15 protein-coding genes and 1 other annotated feature are annotated in these 15,453 nt (G+C 38.9%); of the genes, 11 read left to right on the top strand and 4 right to left on the bottom strand.

The window, feature by feature from the left end; all coding sequences use genetic code 11:
* Window positions 1-6: 6 nt before the first annotated feature.
* Together aceA and NSQ59_RS24800 are read left to right on the top strand one after the other, a co-directional pair.
* Window positions 7-1,284: an isocitrate lyase gene (gene aceA / locus NSQ59_RS24805; RefSeq protein ID WP_055741742.1), complete on the top strand. Its 1,278-nt coding sequence runs from the start codon at window positions 7-9 to the stop codon at window positions 1,282-1,284.
* A 161-nt stretch (window positions 1,285-1,445) separates the two neighbouring features.
* Window positions 1,446-2,072 carry a Rok-like winged helix domain-containing protein gene (locus NSQ59_RS24800; RefSeq protein ID WP_055741743.1) on the top strand — a complete coding sequence of 209 codons (627 nt, stop codon included), beginning with the start codon at window positions 1,446-1,448 and terminating at the stop codon, window positions 2,070-2,072.
* Window positions 2,073-2,349: 277 nt separating this feature from the next.
* Here the strand turns inward: NSQ59_RS24800 and brnQ are convergent, their stop codons facing one another.
* The gene (gene brnQ / locus NSQ59_RS24795) at window positions 2,350-3,687 is read right to left on the bottom strand and encodes a branched-chain amino acid transport system II carrier protein (protein ID WP_055741744.1); all 1,338 of its coding nucleotides are present in this window, start codon (window positions 3,685-3,687) and stop codon (window positions 2,350-2,352) included.
* A 107-nt stretch (window positions 3,688-3,794) separates the two neighbouring features.
* Window positions 3,795-4,137: a binding site (T-box leader), on the bottom strand.
* Window positions 4,138-4,473: 336 nt separating this feature from the next.
* Here brnQ and NSQ59_RS24790 point away from each other — a divergent pair.
* The 9 genes from NSQ59_RS24790 to NSQ59_RS24750 all read left to right on the top strand — a co-directional run bounded on the left by NSQ59_RS24790 (window position 4,474) and on the right by NSQ59_RS24750 (window position 12,319).
* Window positions 4,474-5,679 carry an MFS transporter gene (locus NSQ59_RS24790; RefSeq protein WP_055741745.1) on the top strand — a complete coding sequence of 402 codons (1,206 nt, stop codon included), beginning with the start codon at window positions 4,474-4,476 and terminating at the stop codon, window positions 5,677-5,679.
* Window positions 5,680-5,980: 301 nt separating this feature from the next.
* On the top strand, window positions 5,981-6,271 hold the full coding sequence (gene gatC / locus NSQ59_RS24785) for an Asp-tRNA(Asn)/Glu-tRNA(Gln) amidotransferase subunit GatC (protein WP_055741746.1): 291 nt from the start codon (window positions 5,981-5,983) through the stop codon (window positions 6,269-6,271).
* 13 nt (window positions 6,272-6,284) lie between these two features.
* Complete coding sequence (gene gatA / locus NSQ59_RS24780; protein WP_055741747.1) at window positions 6,285-7,742, top strand: Asp-tRNA(Asn)/Glu-tRNA(Gln) amidotransferase subunit GatA; 1,458 nt, start codon at window positions 6,285-6,287, stop codon at window positions 7,740-7,742.
* Between the two features lie 12 nt (window positions 7,743-7,754).
* Window positions 7,755-9,185 carry an Asp-tRNA(Asn)/Glu-tRNA(Gln) amidotransferase subunit GatB gene (gatB, locus tag NSQ59_RS24775; RefSeq protein ID WP_055741748.1) on the top strand — a complete coding sequence of 477 codons (1,431 nt, stop codon included), beginning with the start codon at window positions 7,755-7,757 and terminating at the stop codon, window positions 9,183-9,185.
* Between the two features lie 196 nt (window positions 9,186-9,381).
* Window positions 9,382-9,567 carry a hypothetical protein gene (locus NSQ59_RS24770; RefSeq protein WP_055741749.1) on the top strand — a complete coding sequence of 62 codons (186 nt, stop codon included), beginning with the start codon at window positions 9,382-9,384 and terminating at the stop codon, window positions 9,565-9,567.
* Between the two features lie 68 nt (window positions 9,568-9,635).
* Complete coding sequence (locus NSQ59_RS24765) at window positions 9,636-10,199, top strand: thioredoxin family protein (protein WP_055741750.1); 564 nt, start codon at window positions 9,636-9,638, stop codon at window positions 10,197-10,199.
* Window positions 10,200-10,485: 286 nt separating this feature from the next.
* A complete protein-coding gene (locus NSQ59_RS24760; protein WP_235950744.1) occupies window positions 10,486-11,289 on the top strand; it encodes an arylamine N-acetyltransferase in 804 nt (267 codons plus the stop codon).
* A complete protein-coding gene (locus NSQ59_RS24755; RefSeq protein ID WP_055741752.1) occupies window positions 11,289-11,813 on the top strand; it encodes a DUF402 domain-containing protein in 525 nt (174 codons plus the stop codon). Before NSQ59_RS24760 ends, NSQ59_RS24755 begins: the two co-directional genes overlap by 1 nt.
* The gene (locus NSQ59_RS24750) at window positions 11,801-12,319 is read left to right on the top strand and encodes a GrpB family protein (protein ID WP_055741753.1); all 519 of its coding nucleotides are present in this window, start codon (window positions 11,801-11,803) and stop codon (window positions 12,317-12,319) included. Before NSQ59_RS24755 ends, NSQ59_RS24750 begins: the two co-directional genes overlap by 13 nt.
* Here NSQ59_RS24750 and NSQ59_RS24745 read toward each other — a convergent pair.
* Genes NSQ59_RS24745 through NSQ59_RS24735 form a run of 3 tightly spaced genes read right to left on the bottom strand, consistent with a single transcriptional unit; the run spans window position 12,316 to window position 15,446 of the window.
* Window positions 12,316-13,410: an acetyl-CoA C-acyltransferase gene (locus NSQ59_RS24745; RefSeq protein WP_055741754.1), complete on the bottom strand. Its 1,095-nt coding sequence runs from the start codon at window positions 13,408-13,410 to the stop codon at window positions 12,316-12,318. The two genes, NSQ59_RS24750 and NSQ59_RS24745, sit on opposite strands and share 4 nt — an antisense overlap.
* Window positions 13,407-14,867 (bottom strand): AMP-binding protein, encoded by a 1,461-nt coding sequence (locus NSQ59_RS24740; RefSeq protein ID WP_055741755.1) that lies wholly within the window; start codon window positions 14,865-14,867, stop codon window positions 13,407-13,409. The genes NSQ59_RS24745 and NSQ59_RS24740 overlap by 4 nt, the downstream gene beginning before the upstream one ends.
* A gap of 21 nt (window positions 14,868-14,888) precedes the next feature.
* Window positions 14,889-15,446, bottom strand: coding sequence for a biotin transporter BioY (locus NSQ59_RS24735; RefSeq protein ID WP_340832970.1), 558 nt, complete (start codon window positions 15,444-15,446; stop codon window positions 14,889-14,891).
* Between the last annotated feature and the right edge of the window lie 7 nt (window positions 15,447-15,453).

The following is a 15,453-nucleotide window of genomic DNA, read 5'->3' as shown; positions in this document are numbered from 1 at the left end:
TTAAGAATGAAAGAGAGAGTAATGAAGCTGCAAAACGAATGGGAATTAGCAGAGAGATGGAAGGGTGTTACTAGAACTTATAGTGCTGAAGAGGTCATTAAGTTAAGGGGCTCCATCGATATTGAGTATACTTTGGCACGGCGCGGTTCGGAAAAACTGTGGGAAATACTGCATACGGAGGATTATGTTCCTGCACTAGGCGCTTTAACGGGTAATCAGGCGGTTCAGCAGGTAAAGGCTGGGCTTAAAGCAATTTATCTTAGCGGCTGGCAGGTGGCAGCTGATGCAAACTTAGCAGGTCATATGTATCCGGATCAAAGTCTATATCCAGCAAATAGCGTCCCACATGTGGTAAAGCGGATCAATCAGGCGCTGCAACGTGCAGATCAAATTGAGCACGTAGAGGGCAACACGAAAATGGATTGGTTTGTCCCGATTGTTGCCGATGCGGAAGCAGGATTTGGCGGTCAGTTAAATGTGTTTGAATTAATGAAAGCGATGATTGAAGCGGGTGCAGCAGGGGTTCATTTTGAGGACCAACTTTCCTCTGAGAAGAAATGCGGTCATCTAGGCGGAAAGGTTTTACTTCCGACACAAACAGCCATTCGAAACCTAATTTCTGCTCGCCTTGCTGCAGATGTGATGGGTGTTCCAACGGTATTAATTGCACGGACAGATGCAAATGCCGCCGACTTAATTACGAGTGATGTGGACCCATATGACGCACGCTTTATTACTGGTGAAAGAACACCTGAAGGTTTTTACCGTACAAGGGCAGGGATTGACCAAGCGATTTCCAGGGGATTAGCTTACGCCCCTTATGCGGATCTTATTTGGTGTGAAACATCGGAGCCGAACCTTGCAGAAGCGAAGCGATTTGCGGAGGCAATTCATGAAAAGTTTCCAGAAAAACTATTAGCCTATAATTGTTCACCGTCTTTCAACTGGAAAAAGAAATTAAGCGAAGAAACGATTGCATCTTTCCAAACAGAACTCGGAAAAATGGGCTACAAATTCCAATTTGTCACTTTAGCAGGATTCCATGCCTTGAACAATAGCATGTTCGAACTTGCGAAAGGATATAAAGAAAGAGGGATGTCGGCATATTCGGAGCTTCAACAAGCGGAATTCTCTAATGAACGATTCGGGTACACTGCGACGCGTCATCAAAGAGAAGTGGGTACCGGATATTTCGATGAAGTGTCCATCATAATTTCTGGAGGAGAGTCTTCCACAACGGCACTAAAAGGGTCAACCGAGGAAGAACAGTTTTCAAGTCTATAATCTTAAAAAATTCATCCTTTAGCAGGATGAATTTTTTCTTTTAAACATGCAAAATAGTTAAGAGAGTAAATATACATAATTTTTTAATATTTTCTAGCAATAGGAAACTAATCCTTGTAAAATAGGAGATAAAATACAGAAATTGAAAAGAGGTGGACTATTTGAATTTAGAGAATGACTGGAATGAGAGAAAGGCGATTCAATTACGAATGCTCCAGTTGCAAGAGGATTCACAGGCTATTCGTGCGGAATATGAAAGATTATTTAATCGGTTGCGAGAATTAGATTCTCAGGAAAAAACAGTCTCAAATTTTCAGGAAAACGAAAAAATGAATAATATTTTTTCAAAAGACAAGGAACCTCAATTGGAATTAAAGATGAACAAGAATGACGACGACATCTTCTCTAGAATTGAAGAAATAAAAAGAAGTATAAGCGGTCAAGGTTCGTTATCTAATATAAATGGACAAAAACAAGATGCCTCTATGGTTCAAGAGGAGGTTGCAGCAACGAAAATCAACTTCTCCTCAAAAGTGCTTAAGAAAAGGGTAACTGCAGCGGAAATTTTAAATAAACCGCCAAGTAAAGAAAAGTCGAATTATAAGGATTACCTTATTTTGTCTCATTTAAAATTAAAAAGAAAGCTAAGAAGCTCGGAAATTAAAGAGCTCTTAAGTGAACATTCCTTAAATGTTAAAAACACAACCGTTTTATTAAAAAATTTAATGGACAAATATTCCGAAATCACAAAAGCCGGACATGGAATCTATCAATGGAGAGAACAATAATCATTTTTAAACAGCTTACTGATTTTTAGGAGCTGTTTCTTTTCTTTTATTTTATTTAAGGGGTAATTAAGGAAAGAACCTTCTTTTTAAAAGGCCCTTTTCTTAAACATTGGTGTGTTTTTTATGAAAATCCCAATTAATTTTTAATGGATGCAATATTAAGTAAGGATGTCGGAAACTATACCGTTTTAGTATTTTGCACAATGAACGAAAAGCAACAATGTGTACAAAAACAGCCTCTTAAAAAAGAGGCGTCCATCTTATTATTACTTAGTACTCACATTTCATTGGTCTTAACTTTTTCCGGTGTAGATGATGGTCGACTTACTTTTTCCACTATAAATCCTGCCACTCCTCCTGCAATCGCGGGAATAACCCAGCCTAGTCCCACAGATGCTAAAGGAAAATGCCCAAAAAATGATTCAATAAGGCTCCATTTTAGGCCAAACATTTGTAGTCCATCATTCACGCTTACAATCCCAGTTAGAAGCATGGCGCCTGCATAAACTTTACGAGACCCTCCAAAGAAACGATGGAAGAATGCCAAAGTAACAAGTACGATCGTTAACGGGTAAGCCATGACAAGAAATGGAACGGACACAGAAATGATTTCGTTTAATCCTAGATTTGCTATCAGGAAGCTTACTAGTGTAGTAAGGGTAACGACAACTCGGTAACTGACTTTAGATACAATTTTGGAAAAATACTGTCCGCATGCAATGGTTAATCCTACACAAGTGGTAAAGCAGGCAAGGGTGAAAATACCGCCAAGTAGAACTTTACCGGCATTGCCTAATAGAATGGTAGAAGCCTTTGATAAAATAGCAGTACCATTATCAAACGTTCCGTAGCCTGCCATTTTTGCCCCCAGAAAGCCAATCGTAACATAGACTAGGGCGAGAGCTATTCCAGCAACAAAACCGGCTTTAATCGTATATTGGGTTAATTTCCTTTTATCCTGTACTCCTTTTTGTTTTAAAGTGGTTAAAATAACAATTCCAAACGCAAGTGCTGCCAGTGCATCCATCGTAGAATAGCCATCTATAAATCCTTTAAATAACGAAGCAGATTGATAATTTTCAGTCGGTGCCTTTAATGGCTGATTAAGTTTTACGAATCCAGTTACACAAAGGACAACGATGGATACTAAAAGAACAGGGGTAATAATACGTCCCATGTAATCTACCACTTTGGTTGGATTTAAGCTTAGTAAATAGACTAATAAAAAGAATACAAAGGTAAATCCGAATAAAAGAATAGATTGGTTTAAAGATACACTTCCAATAAAGGGTTTAATACCCATTTCAAATGCCACATTGGCATTTCGGGGGATGCCGAAGAAAGGCCCGATGGATAAATAAACTACAATGGTAAAAATGACCCCGAACCACGGATGGACGCGACTGCCTAGCGTATTCACACCATCCTTGACTCTTGCGATTGCAATCAGAACAATAAGCGGCAATCCTACTCCAGTTAGAATGAAGCCAATAATAGCGGGCCAAAAGGATGTTCCTGCCCCCATTCCTAAATACGGTGGGAAGATAAGATTACCAGCTCCGAAAAACATCGAAAAAAGCATTAGTCCTACGAAAAAAGTATCCTTCTTGTTCATAATATCTCTCCTGTTCTCTATGATGTTTACAAGAATTGCTCTGATTTCAATATGTTATTGCAAATAGCATACTTCCCAGAGTGGAAAATAAAAAAGCCCGCCCCCAATGAAGGGACGAGCTAGCTCGCGTTACCACCCTACTTCCGAAATAGGCAAAAACCTATACGGCTCTCGATCAACGTACTATCATACGCGGTCCATGTTAACGGTGGACTTTTCCGGCAAAAGCTTACTTTGGTGTTTGGTGAACAATAGAATTTAGACCGAGGGGTAACCCTTTAAAAAATATTGTCCACATCTAGCAGCAGCGCCTATCGGCTTGCGCATTTGTATTTTTCAGCTTTGCATCTCAGAGATGATTTTCACCCGTATCCTGACATCGGCTTTCACCACCCGCCGACTCTCTTTAGTGCAAGACATACGTACTACTCTTCTCGTCATTGATGTTATAAAAATCAGAATTAATTGTAATATAGTCATTATATTATTTTCTAATAGTTTTTCAACCCCTAAATTTTGCATAGAACCTATAGAAATCGTTTACAAGTATGATATTACAATAAGAAAAAATTATAAAACTATTTAATAGAAAATATTTAATTGCCGACGTATTTTAATTTGTTATAATATTTCTAACAATATTCGAGGAGGAAAAGTAAATGTCAAAAAATCAAACAAGATTACTAAATCAAGAAGCGGGAGTGAATCATTTTTAATTGAATAATAAACACTCCTGCTTCTTCTTCATCAAAAACAAACAAATTTTGATTGAAGTGGGAGAAAATAATGAAAAAGAATACAATTGCAAAGCATAATATAAAGGTTTTATTTTGGGCTCAGTTCTTTTCAACAATGAGTTTTTTACAGCCTGTATTGACGCTTTTTTATATGGAAAGAGGGCTTAGTGAAAAAGAGATTTTGATTGTGTTAATGTGCTGGAGCGGGGCTGTTATGCTCGGTGAAGTGCCTTCCGGTGTTTTTGCGGATCGCTTCGGGGCAAAGAAGTCCTTTTTAACTGGTGCGCTAATTAACATTGCAAGCTATAGTTTATTGTTTTTTGCACATGAGCCATGGGTTTTCTTTTTATATAGTGCGTTAAATGGCTTTTCTGTTACTTTCTTTTCGGGAGCAGATGAGGCGTTGATTTATGAATCCTTAAAGGAAAGTGATGAACAGCATTTAATGGATCGTGCAATGGGGAAAATTCAGTCTGCAGGATTTATTTCCGCAATGATGGCTGTCCTTTTCGGAGCATATATTGCCAAGGATTTAAAAGAAGCCCAGTTCCAGCTTTTAATAGCTTTAGGCATTGTCTTCTATACCATTCAGCTGTTTTTACTATTTTGGATTAAGAATCCGAGCTCTTTTACGGCATACAGAGAAAACCCTTTTCAACAAGTAACGGAAGGTTTAAAAGTAATTAAAGAAGCCCCCCAGCTGTTAAGCATGTTTTTAAATGTGACGTTGGTGTTTATTCCAGCAAGTGCAGTGTATGAGAATTTCAATCAGCCATTGTTTACGCACGCTGGCTTACCGGTATATCTAATCGGAATTGTGTACGCGATTGCTGCGATTGTTGGCTATTTTGCCTCTAATTCTGTTGGTTGGCTTTGTGAGCGATTTTCCAGAATCCTATTGCTGAATATTACTGGAGCGTTAGCAGTAGTTGGTCTATTATTATCTGCAATATACGGTCAAACACTTTGGATTGTTTTGGGAGCATTCTTTATTTTAAAATTGGTTCGCGCGGTCAGATACCCTATTTATTCACAGTTAAGTAACGATATTATTCCGTCCGAGGTAAGGGCAACAACGATATCTTTGCTTTCAATCTTAGATTCAGTTTGTGATTTGATTGTTTTTGGAATTATTTCCGCCATTGCGATAAAAGGGTTAATCGGTATTTTCATTGGCTGTGCAACACTTGCTTTAATAGGGACATTGCTCCCGATAAAAACAATTAAGACGAAGGTAAAATTAGAAAATAGTTAAGGGTAGAAGGGACAAGTCGAAAAGACTTGTCCTTGCCTATTTGCGCACGATTCTGCTATTATCAGTACAAAAGCGGAAGCGCCGTAGTTCTAGCGTACGGATTTCGTAGTCTTCGACGCAAGATTTAGGAAACACGGCGAGGGAAGAGTAGATGTTGACTTACCGTAGGGAGGAGACGTAGAAATCCGCTAGCCGATAGGCGCTGTAGCTAGACATAGACAGCTTTTATAAAAGGTTATCCATATTGTGAAATTTTATCTTTTTAAAGCAAATTAAATTATTATCGCGAGGTGACGCCACGATGTCAAGGATTTCAAAGGAACAGGTTTATCATGTTGCAAATTTAGCGCGACTGGAGATAAATGATCAGGAAGCAGAAAAATTCACAAAGCAATTAGATGATATTATTAATCTGGCAGAATTGCTGAATGAAGTGGATACATCGAATATCAAACCAACCTCTCACGTATTAAATATTCAAAACGTAATGCGCGAAGATGTGGCAGAAGAAGGTTTGCCGCGCGAGGAAGTATTGAAGAATGCACCGGATCATAAGGATGGTCAAATACGAGTGCCATCTATAATTGAATAAGGAGGGGAATAGTGTGTCTCTTTTTGAACATAAGATTTCTGAGCTGCATGAATTTATACATAAAAAAGAAGTCAAAATCTCCGAATTGGTAGATGAATCGTTTAAACGAATTGGGGAAGTAGAAGAAAAGGTCCAAGCATTTTTAACATTAGATGAGGAAAATGCACGAGAAAAAGCGAAACAATTAGATGACAAAATTGGTACAGAAGAATCCAACCATCCACTATTTGGATTGCCGATTGGTATTAAAGACAATATTGTCACGAAGGGATTGCGCACAACCTGTGCGAGTAAAATTCTTGAAAACTTCGATCCTATTTATGATGCGACTGTTATAGGTAAGTTACATAAAAGCGGAACTATTACGATTGGAAAATTGAATATGGACGAGTTTGCAATGGGGTCGTCAACAGAAAACTCGGGCTTCCATAAAACATTTAATCCATGGAATTTAGATGCAGTACCAGGTGGCTCCTCCGGTGGTTCGGCGGCGGCGGTTGCTGCGGGTGAGGTTCCATTTTCATTAGGGTCTGATACTGGGGGATCCATTCGCCAGCCGGCAGCTTTTTGTGGGGTAGTAGGATTAAAGCCTACATACGGACGTGTTTCACGTTTTGGTCTTGTTGCCTTTGCATCATCATTTGATCAAATTGGACCTATTACGAGAACAGTGGAAGACAATGCATATCTTTTACAAGCCATTTCTGGTGTTGATCCGCATGATGCTACATCTGCAAATGTAGAGGTGCCAAATTACCTTCAAGCTCTTACTGGTGATGTAAAAGGGTTGAAAATCGCGGTACCGAAGGAGTATTTAAATGAGGGAGTAAGCCCAGAGGTTCGGGAATCTGTGCTGGCTTCTTTAAAGGTTCTTGAAGGCCTTGGGGCAACATGGGAAGAAGTATCCCTGCCTCATTCTAAATATGGAGTAGCAGCATATTACCTTTTATCTTCATCCGAAGCATCTTCTAACTTGTCTCGTTTTGACGGGGTGCGTTACGGATACCGAACTCCAAATGCCGAGAACTTAATGGAGCTTTATAAAAAGACGCGTTCTGAAGGCTTTGGGGAGGAAGTAAAACGCCGGATTATGCTTGGAACCTTTGCTTTAAGCTCTGGCTACTATGATGCTTACTATAAAAAAGCACAACAGGTTCGTACATTGATTAAAAAGGATTTTGATGATGTTTTTGCAAAATACGATGTCATCATAGGACCAACAGCTCCAACTCCTGCCTTTAAAATTGGGGAAAAAATTGATGATCCTTTAACGATGTACGCAGAGGATTTATTAACCATCCCTGTGAATCTTGCCGGTGTTCCGGGAATTTCTATTCCATGCGGATTTGCGAACGGCTTGCCAATGGGCTTGCAAATCATTGGAAAACATTTTGATGAAAGCACTGTCTATCGTGTTGCCCATGCTTTTGAGCAAGCAACGACTTATCATACACAAAAACCGCAGCTGTAAGGGGTGAAAAAAATGAACTATGAAACGGTAATCGGACTCGAAGTCCATGTGGAATTGAAAACAAATTCAAAGATCTTTTCTTCAGCACCAGCTCATTTTGGTGCGGAGCCAAATACAAATACGACGGTTGTTGACCTTGGTTATCCAGGTGTTTTACCGGTATTGAATAAACGTGCAATTGAATTTGGTATGAAAGCTGCGATGGCGTTAAACTGCCAAATTGCAACGGAAACAAAATTTGATCGCAAAAACTATTTTTATCCGGATAATCCAAAGGCATACCAAATTTCCCAATTTGATCATCCAATCGGGGAGCATGGTTGGATTGAAATTGAAGTCGATGGGTATAAAAAGAAAATTGGTATTACCCGCATTCATTTAGAAGAGGATGCAGGAAAGCTAATGCATACTGGTGATGGATATTCCCTTGTAGATTATAACCGACAAGGAACACCATTAATTGAGATTGTATCTGAACCAGATATCCGCACACCGAATGAAGCATATGCCTACCTGGAAAAGTTGAAATCTATCATACAATATACTGGTGTTTCAGATTGTAAGATGGAAGAAGGCTCTTTACGTTGTGATGCGAATATTTCCTTACGACCAGAGGGACAGGCGGAGTTTGGAACAAAAACAGAATTGAAAAACTTAAACTCCTTCAACTTTGTTCGGAAAGGATTAGAGTTTGAACAACAACGCCAAGAGGAAGTTCTTCGTTCCGGCGGTGTGATTGAACAAGAAACACGCCGTTTTGACGAAGCAACGGGCCATACTCTATTGATGCGAGTTAAAGAGGGTTCTGACGATTATCGCTATTTCCCAGAGCCGGACTTAGTCCCAATTTTTATCGATGAAGAGTGGAAAAATAGAGTTCGTGCAGAAATACCAGAGCTTCCGGACGAGCGCAAAAAGCGCTATGTAGAAGAGCTTGGTTTGCCTGCTTATGATGCGGGTGTTTTAACGGTGACAAAGGAAATGGCTGATTTCTTCGAAGCGACCGTTGCAGCAGGAAGTGAAGCAAAACAAGCATCAAACTGGATGATGGGTGAACTATCTGCTTATTTGAACGCAGAGCAAAAAGAGCTTCATGAAATACCACTGACACCGGAAAGTCTTGCAGGTATGATTAAGCTTATTGAAAATGGAACGATCTCTTCGAAAATTGCGAAGACCGTATTCAAGGAACTGGTGGAAAACGGTGGAGATCCAGCACAAATCGTAAAGGAAAAGGGACTTGTTCAAATCTCTGACGAAGGTGCCCTTTTGAAAATCATTACGGAAATTTTAGATTCGAATCAGCAATCTATTGATGATTATAAGAACGGTAAAGCGAAAGCAGTTGGTTACCTGGTTGGTCAAGTAATGAAAGCAACTAAAGGTCAAGCGAACCCGCCAATGGTAAATAAATTATTGGTGCAGGAATTGAATAAACGATAGGTATAATGCGAGGTAGATTCCAAGGAATCTACCTCGTTTAACGTATAGAAAAGTTGATAAGGAAACCGCTGAACTTCGACAATATCCCAATAGTAACAGAATTTTGTCGAAAATTAGTCATGCACTTCTAAGTTAATTTTAATCTTCAAGTGGTAAAAAGAAGATGTAAATAAATTTAAGGGTGTGAGTACAAACAATGTGTAAAGGTCAATTTAATTTTACCCAAACATGCGCATATTGTTTGAGAAAAACAGGTGAGGGAATTGATTTTGTATTACCTGTTTATGACTGGAAAAGTGACAAGCTACTTGGTTACTTCTGTAAAGAGCATTATTTAAAAGTGAAAAGTCAAAACATGATTCAATATAATAAAGCAAATTAAATTCGTCTATAAATGAAAAGTGAAATTTCTGCAATTGTCTATTATAATGAAAAAAAGGAGTGATCGACATGACTAGTTTAAATGAATGGTTTGAAAAAGGAATGACCTCCAAGGAATATATCGAATCTATGAAGGTGCACAAAGAAAATTTATTATCTATTTATGAGGGCTTCCGTCTGCCTAAGGAAGATGAGCCTTTTTTCAAAGCACTCAGTGAAAAAGGTTTAAGAGCCATTGTTATTACAGAGGATTGGTGCGGAGATGCAATGGTAAATACACCAATTCTTTTAAGACTTGCGGAAGCAACAAATATTGATGTACATATGGTATTAAGAGATCAAAATTTAGAACTGATGGATCAATATTTAACTAATGGAACAGCTCGTTCGATTCCAATTTTTATTTTTATTGATAAAAAGGGTGTAGAAGTAGCAAAATGGGGCCCTCGCGCACCGAAAGTTCAAGAGATGGTGACAGAAATGCGCTCTGGGTTACCGCCAAAAGAAGATCCAAGCTTCGATGAAAAACAAAAAGAAGTATACGCAAAGCTGCAAGCTGCATTTACACAAGATACTTCTGTCTGGGAAACAATATATAGCAGCTTAAAATCAACATTGAATACGGTGTTGTAATCCAAACGAGGTTTGCGTCTATGACGTGAACCCTTTTTATTTTTTCGCAGAGGTGGTTATTCTCGTTGGCTCAGCAAAAAAATGGTTACTAAATAGTCATAACGTGCCCGTTGAAGCAAGAAAAGCAGAGGAACGATCGCATTCAGAGTTCTACTTTTCATTTTTAATACAAAATAATTAAATCTAGTTTAATTGCTATATTTCTTATAACAAAATATTACCAAAATGATATAATTTTTAATAATAAAGCAAGAATGGTCCTTTAATGAGGAAGGATGGATCAACTTTGGAAACAATTCTGACATACTTAAAATATTTAAAAATAGAAAGAGAAACACCGTCGTTAAACTATTTACAGCGATTAATTCATCATCACTTATCCATGATTCCTTATGAAACCTTTAGTAAATTTCATTACTTTCAAGAAAAAATGAACTTTGTTCCATCATTAGAGACATTTGTAGAAAACCTGGTGGAAAGAGGATGGGGCGGAACGTGCTACACATTGAATATCAATTTTTCGAGACTTCTATCTTCTTTGGGCTTTGAATGCTCATTAGTAAGGGTAATACCCGGGCACGTGGCTATTATGGTGACTATTGATGGTCGAAAATTTTATGTGGATGTTGGCTACGGTTCGCCGATTATGAAGCCTGTTGAGCTGGATTCGAAAAGGAGGCATGTTCTCCATGGATTCGGTGAAGAGATTATTTTCGAAAAGAGAACATCGGATCGCTTCGAAATCGATCGTCGTTCTAATGGAAAATCATTTGTTCGTAAGGAAATTGAATGGATTCCTCTAACAGAGGAAGATATTACAGAAGATATTGATTCCTCTTATTTTGACCATGACCACAATACAACGATGAGGCGCATCACGGCGGTCCGTTTTAATGGGCATGAATGCTATTTTCTTCGTGATCGTACCATTAAAGTGATGACCTATCGAAATATAAGAGAAATTCAACTAAAAGATAGGAACAAATGGTTAAAGCTTGTTCAGGAAGTCTATCAAATTGATGAAACCTCCTTAATAGAATCGATTGGTTTTTTGGAAACACGTGGGGTTCATTTATTTGGAGGAGCATGATGGAGAAAAAATATGCGGATCGCCTTCATTGGAAAAGAGTAACGGAAAGAAATTTTCAGATACAAAGAGTGCAACAAGGCACTGTCACATGCTTAAGTATTCATAAAGTACGTGAGCCGTTATTAGTTACATATGAAAAACTGCACTGCATAGCGGATAATGAGTATAAGTGGTTTCAAGTTTTTCAGGAAGATCTTTCATATACCCTTACCATTGTTGAAAATAACAGTGAAGAAATTGTTCAATATTATTATGATTTATGTTTAGATCAAGGATTTGATAAGGAACGCAATAGTCCGTGGTTTTTGGATGCGTATCTTGATGTCGTTTATTTACCAAGTGGCGAAATATTTATTTTGGATGAGGATGAGCTTCAGGAAGCTCTTCTTAAAGAAAGAATTACACAGGAACAAGTGTTAAAGGTACAGGATGTTACAAATCAAATAATTAATAGCTTAAAATCAAGGAATGAGCCTTTAATGAAAATATATGAAAAATCAAGGAGTACTGTATGCGCAAAGTAGAGGTGGTCCCATACAATCATCAATGGCCGCAAATATTTGAACAAGAAGCTGGAAAAATAAAAACGATCATGAATGAAATTGTGGTGGAAATTGAACATATGGGCAGTACATCCATACCCGGCATGTCCGCTAAGCCGGTGATTGATATTTTAGTTGAAGTTAATTCCATTGAAAAGGTAGATTTGTATAATGTCGAAATGATCGAATTGGGCTATGACCCTAAAGGAGAAAACGGTATTCCAAATAGACGGTATTTCTCCAAGGGAGGAGATAACCGAACGCATCATGTCCATATTTATCAAACGGGAAATCCGGAAATCGCACGGCATTTACAATTTCGGGATTACTTAACGGCACATCCCGAGGATGCAATATTATATAGTGAGCTCAAACAGTCACTTGCTAAGCAATTTCCAGCAGACATAGACCAATATATTTTGGGAAAAGATGCTTTAGTAAAAGAACTAGATGAGAAAGCGAAGCTGTGGAGGCTAAGGATGGGCTAAGAAATCACCTCAAACATCATAGCTAAGCCGATTCCTCCACCACTTCCAATGGCGGCTATTACATACCTGCAATCTTTCCTGCGCTGGACTTCATAAAATAAACGAGTGATCAATATGCTCCCCGAGGCGCTATAGGGATGCCCTATTATAATACTCCCTCCTCTTGTATTCAATTTTTCATAGGGTATATCAAGTTCTTTTGCGCAAGCGACGACCTTTGAAGCGAAAGCCTCGTTAATTTCAAATAAATCGACATCACGAATATCTAAATTTCTCTTTTCTAATAGACTTCTAATTGCAAATACAGGGGCAATTCCTGGATAAAAAGGATGCACTCCAGTTACTTCACTATCAACAAAGCGCAATATAGGTTGTAAAGTGAGACTTCTCGCCTTATCCTCACTCATCACTACCACAGCACATGCACCATCATTGATGCTGCAGCTATTTGCTGCAGTTACAGTACCGTTTTTTACAAATATAGGAGCGGATCGAGATAAGAGACGTGTCATATCTCTTTTTCGGATGAATACTTCATCGATAAAATGTCCTTCAATCGGAAGGATTTCTGGTTTATACATTCCTTTTTCAAATGCTTCCCAAGTTCGTTCAAAGCTTAGGCTTGCATATGCATCTTGCTCTTCACGGGTAATTTGGTATTTATTTGCTACATGTTCCGCTGCCACGCCCATATCGGGATCGCCGATTTCATCAGGGGAAAATCGTGCTCTTTTTTCAAAAGGAGATGTACTAACGCTTTCAACTCCACCCGCAATATAACAATCACCTGCCCCTGCCTCTACAAGGTAGCAAGCAAGTCTAATCGCCTCCAACCCCGCACTGCATTGTCTGTCGATGGTTAATCCGGGTACTTGGATTGGAAGACCTGCTTGTAAGCTGGACAATCTAGCAATGTTTCCGCCCGGACCGACAATATTGCCTATAATGACATCGTTCAAATGCTCTTCTAATCCTTCGCTCAAATGCTTTAGAAGGGGGGCTAATAAATGTTGGACCTCTACGTTTTTGAAATAGCCGTTCTCTTTCCCAATCGCACTTCGTTTCGCTCTCACGATGACTGCTTTGCTCATTTCTTCACGACTCCATCGGCAAGCATTTTCCTTACTTCTACGCGTGCAATTTTTCCGCCGGTTGTATGCGGCAACTCATCGACGAAGATCCACTTACGAGGAATTTTATAATTGGCTAATTTCCCCTTGCAATATCTCCTTAATTCGCGTTGTTCACTTGTTCCCTTAATTACTGCTGTTACGATTTCTCCCCAATATGGATCCGGTGTCCCAATTACTGCAACTTCTTCAACCTTAGAGTGGGAATGGAGGACGGATTCTACTTCTTCGGGAAAAATATTAATCCCGCCATAAAGAATCATCGAATTTTCCCTTCCCATAATGTATAAAAATCCATCTTCATCAAGATATCCCATATCCCCGACTGACATCCATTCCTCCGTCCTTTGTGGGGGCATTTCATCTGGACTTGTTAAATAACCGATAAAAATCATCTCGCTTTTGACGAATATTTTTCCGATCTCATTTGGCGCTGCAACTTCTTCTTCATTTATTACGACCTTAATCTCTACATTATGGCACGGTTTTCCAACGGAAGTTGATTTCCTGCTAAAGTCTTTTTGTGTTAAAACCGATACAAAGCTTAATTCAGACGCCCCGTAAAATTCGTAAAGCATTGCTGATGGAAAGAGTAATTGTAATTTTGCTTTTGATTCCTTTTCCCATTTTGCACCGGAGGAAAAAATTTTGAATGGTCTTGTGATCCTTTTCTCCTCTTTTAATATAGCCTCTACCATAGTAGGAACCGAATACAAGACCGAAATTGGTTCGCTTTCTAAAATATTTAGCGTCATCGAGGGATTAAAGCTTTCTAAAAGATGTACAGTTCCTCCTAAAAATAGGGTACTGATAGCTCCGTATAAAAAATGAGAGTGAATAAGAGCTCCCGGCACCAGAACATGTTCCTCTTCCTTCATATGAAAATCCACTATGTTGCAATCAAAGCTCTTAACCCATGAACGATGAGATCGAATAAATGCCTTCGGTTTTCCTGTTGAGCCGGACGTAAAGCCCATATAAAAAGGCTCTTCCTCGCTGACCACAGGCTGAGTAAAATTGGGCACGACTTCATGAAGCGCCTCATGAAACTCGTCAATATGAAGAACATGGTGATTTGTTTGGGCTAAACTTTCAAAGCGTTGATCGGAAATGATAATAATATCCGGCTTACATATTTCAATTCTATCCTGTAATTCTGATAGACTCCATTTAACATCGAGAGGAACTGCAGTCCATCCCGCATGTGCAGCTCCAGTAAAAACTTGAAGAAAGGATAAACCATTTGGCAACAAAATGCCTATTCGTTTTGTTTTAGCAGGCTGTGCTTGGAGCCAGCTGCAAGTGAGTGAAACAAGCCGAAACCACTGCTCGTAAGTTATTAGTTCATTCTTTGTCTTGATGGCAATGCGATTTGGTGAATGCTTAGCATGTAAATAATATGTATCTGTAATGGTCATGATTTTCCCCGTCCTATCAATTTATTTTTCAATGGAATATGGAAGCAATCTTCTTGGCAGCCGCCTTCTTATACTAAGCGTCAACAGGGAAGCAAGAACTGCTTTTACAATGTCGCCTGGAATGTAGACAAGTCCAAGCTTTGCCGCCTGTATAAGTTTGATTTTCATTACAAGAGCTTGAACCGGAATACCGACGCAATAAACAAGGATTATTCCACCAATAATGTTTACTGTTAAAATCTTTGCGAATGTCGGTTTTCTGAACTGCATAATCCCCCAGCCAATGATAAAAGCCGCGATTGTATAACTAAAAATAAACCCTGCACTTGGTCCTACTAAAACACTTAATCCGCCTCTGCCTCCAGAAAGGATTGGTGCACCTGCTGCTACAAGGAGTAAAAATACTAACTGACTTAATCCTCCCAGTCTAGCTCCTAATATACTTCCAGACAGCATAACTCCCAATGTCTGCAGAGTAATTGGGACTGGTGTAAACGATAAAAAGATAGGTGGAACAAAGCCTAAAGCAGCCATAATTGCTGTAAAAAGTGCTACAAAAACCATATCTCTGATTTTCATCATCGAT

The sequence above is a fragment of the Margalitia sp. FSL K6-0131 genome (assembly GCF_038008735.1).
Taxonomy (GTDB): Bacteria; Bacillota; Bacilli; order Bacillales; family Bacillaceae_C; genus Margalitia; species Margalitia shackletonii.
The sequence above is the reverse complement of the archived record's forward strand: the minus strand, read 5'-3'. Positions and strand labels throughout refer to the sequence as shown.

What these genes read in the sequence shown, in the direction of transcription:
- aceA (WP_055741742.1), top strand. Translation starts at nt 7, where the DNA reads ATGAAAGAGAGAGTAATGAAGCTGCAAAACGAATGGGAATTAGCAGAG.
- brnQ (WP_055741744.1), bottom strand. Translation starts at nt 3,687, where the DNA reads ATGAACAAGAAGGATACTTTTTTCGTAGGACTAATGCTTTTTTCGATG.
- NSQ59_RS24790 (WP_055741745.1), top strand. Translation starts at nt 4,474, where the DNA reads ATGAAAAAGAATACAATTGCAAAGCATAATATAAAGGTTTTATTTTGG.
- gatC (WP_055741746.1), top strand. Translation starts at nt 5,981, where the DNA reads ATGTCAAGGATTTCAAAGGAACAGGTTTATCATGTTGCAAATTTAGCG.
- gatB (WP_055741748.1), top strand. Translation starts at nt 7,755, where the DNA reads ATGAACTATGAAACGGTAATCGGACTCGAAGTCCATGTGGAATTGAAA.
- NSQ59_RS24770 (WP_055741749.1), top strand. Translation starts at nt 9,382, where the DNA reads ATGTGTAAAGGTCAATTTAATTTTACCCAAACATGCGCATATTGTTTG.
- NSQ59_RS24765 (WP_055741750.1), top strand. Translation starts at nt 9,636, where the DNA reads ATGACTAGTTTAAATGAATGGTTTGAAAAAGGAATGACCTCCAAGGAA.
- NSQ59_RS24755 (WP_055741752.1), top strand. Translation starts at nt 11,289, where the DNA reads ATGGAGAAAAAATATGCGGATCGCCTTCATTGGAAAAGAGTAACGGAA.
- NSQ59_RS24750 (WP_055741753.1), top strand. Translation starts at nt 11,801, where the DNA reads ATGCGCAAAGTAGAGGTGGTCCCATACAATCATCAATGGCCGCAAATA.
- NSQ59_RS24745 (WP_055741754.1), bottom strand. Translation starts at nt 13,410, where the DNA reads ATGAGCAAAGCAGTCATCGTGAGAGCGAAACGAAGTGCGATTGGGAAA.
- NSQ59_RS24740 (WP_055741755.1), bottom strand. Translation starts at nt 14,867, where the DNA reads ATGACCATTACAGATACATATTATTTACATGCTAAGCATTCACCAAAT.
- NSQ59_RS24735 (WP_340832970.1), bottom strand. Translation starts at nt 15,446, where the DNA reads ATGAAAATCAGAGATATGGTTTTTGTAGCACTTTTTACAGCAATTATG.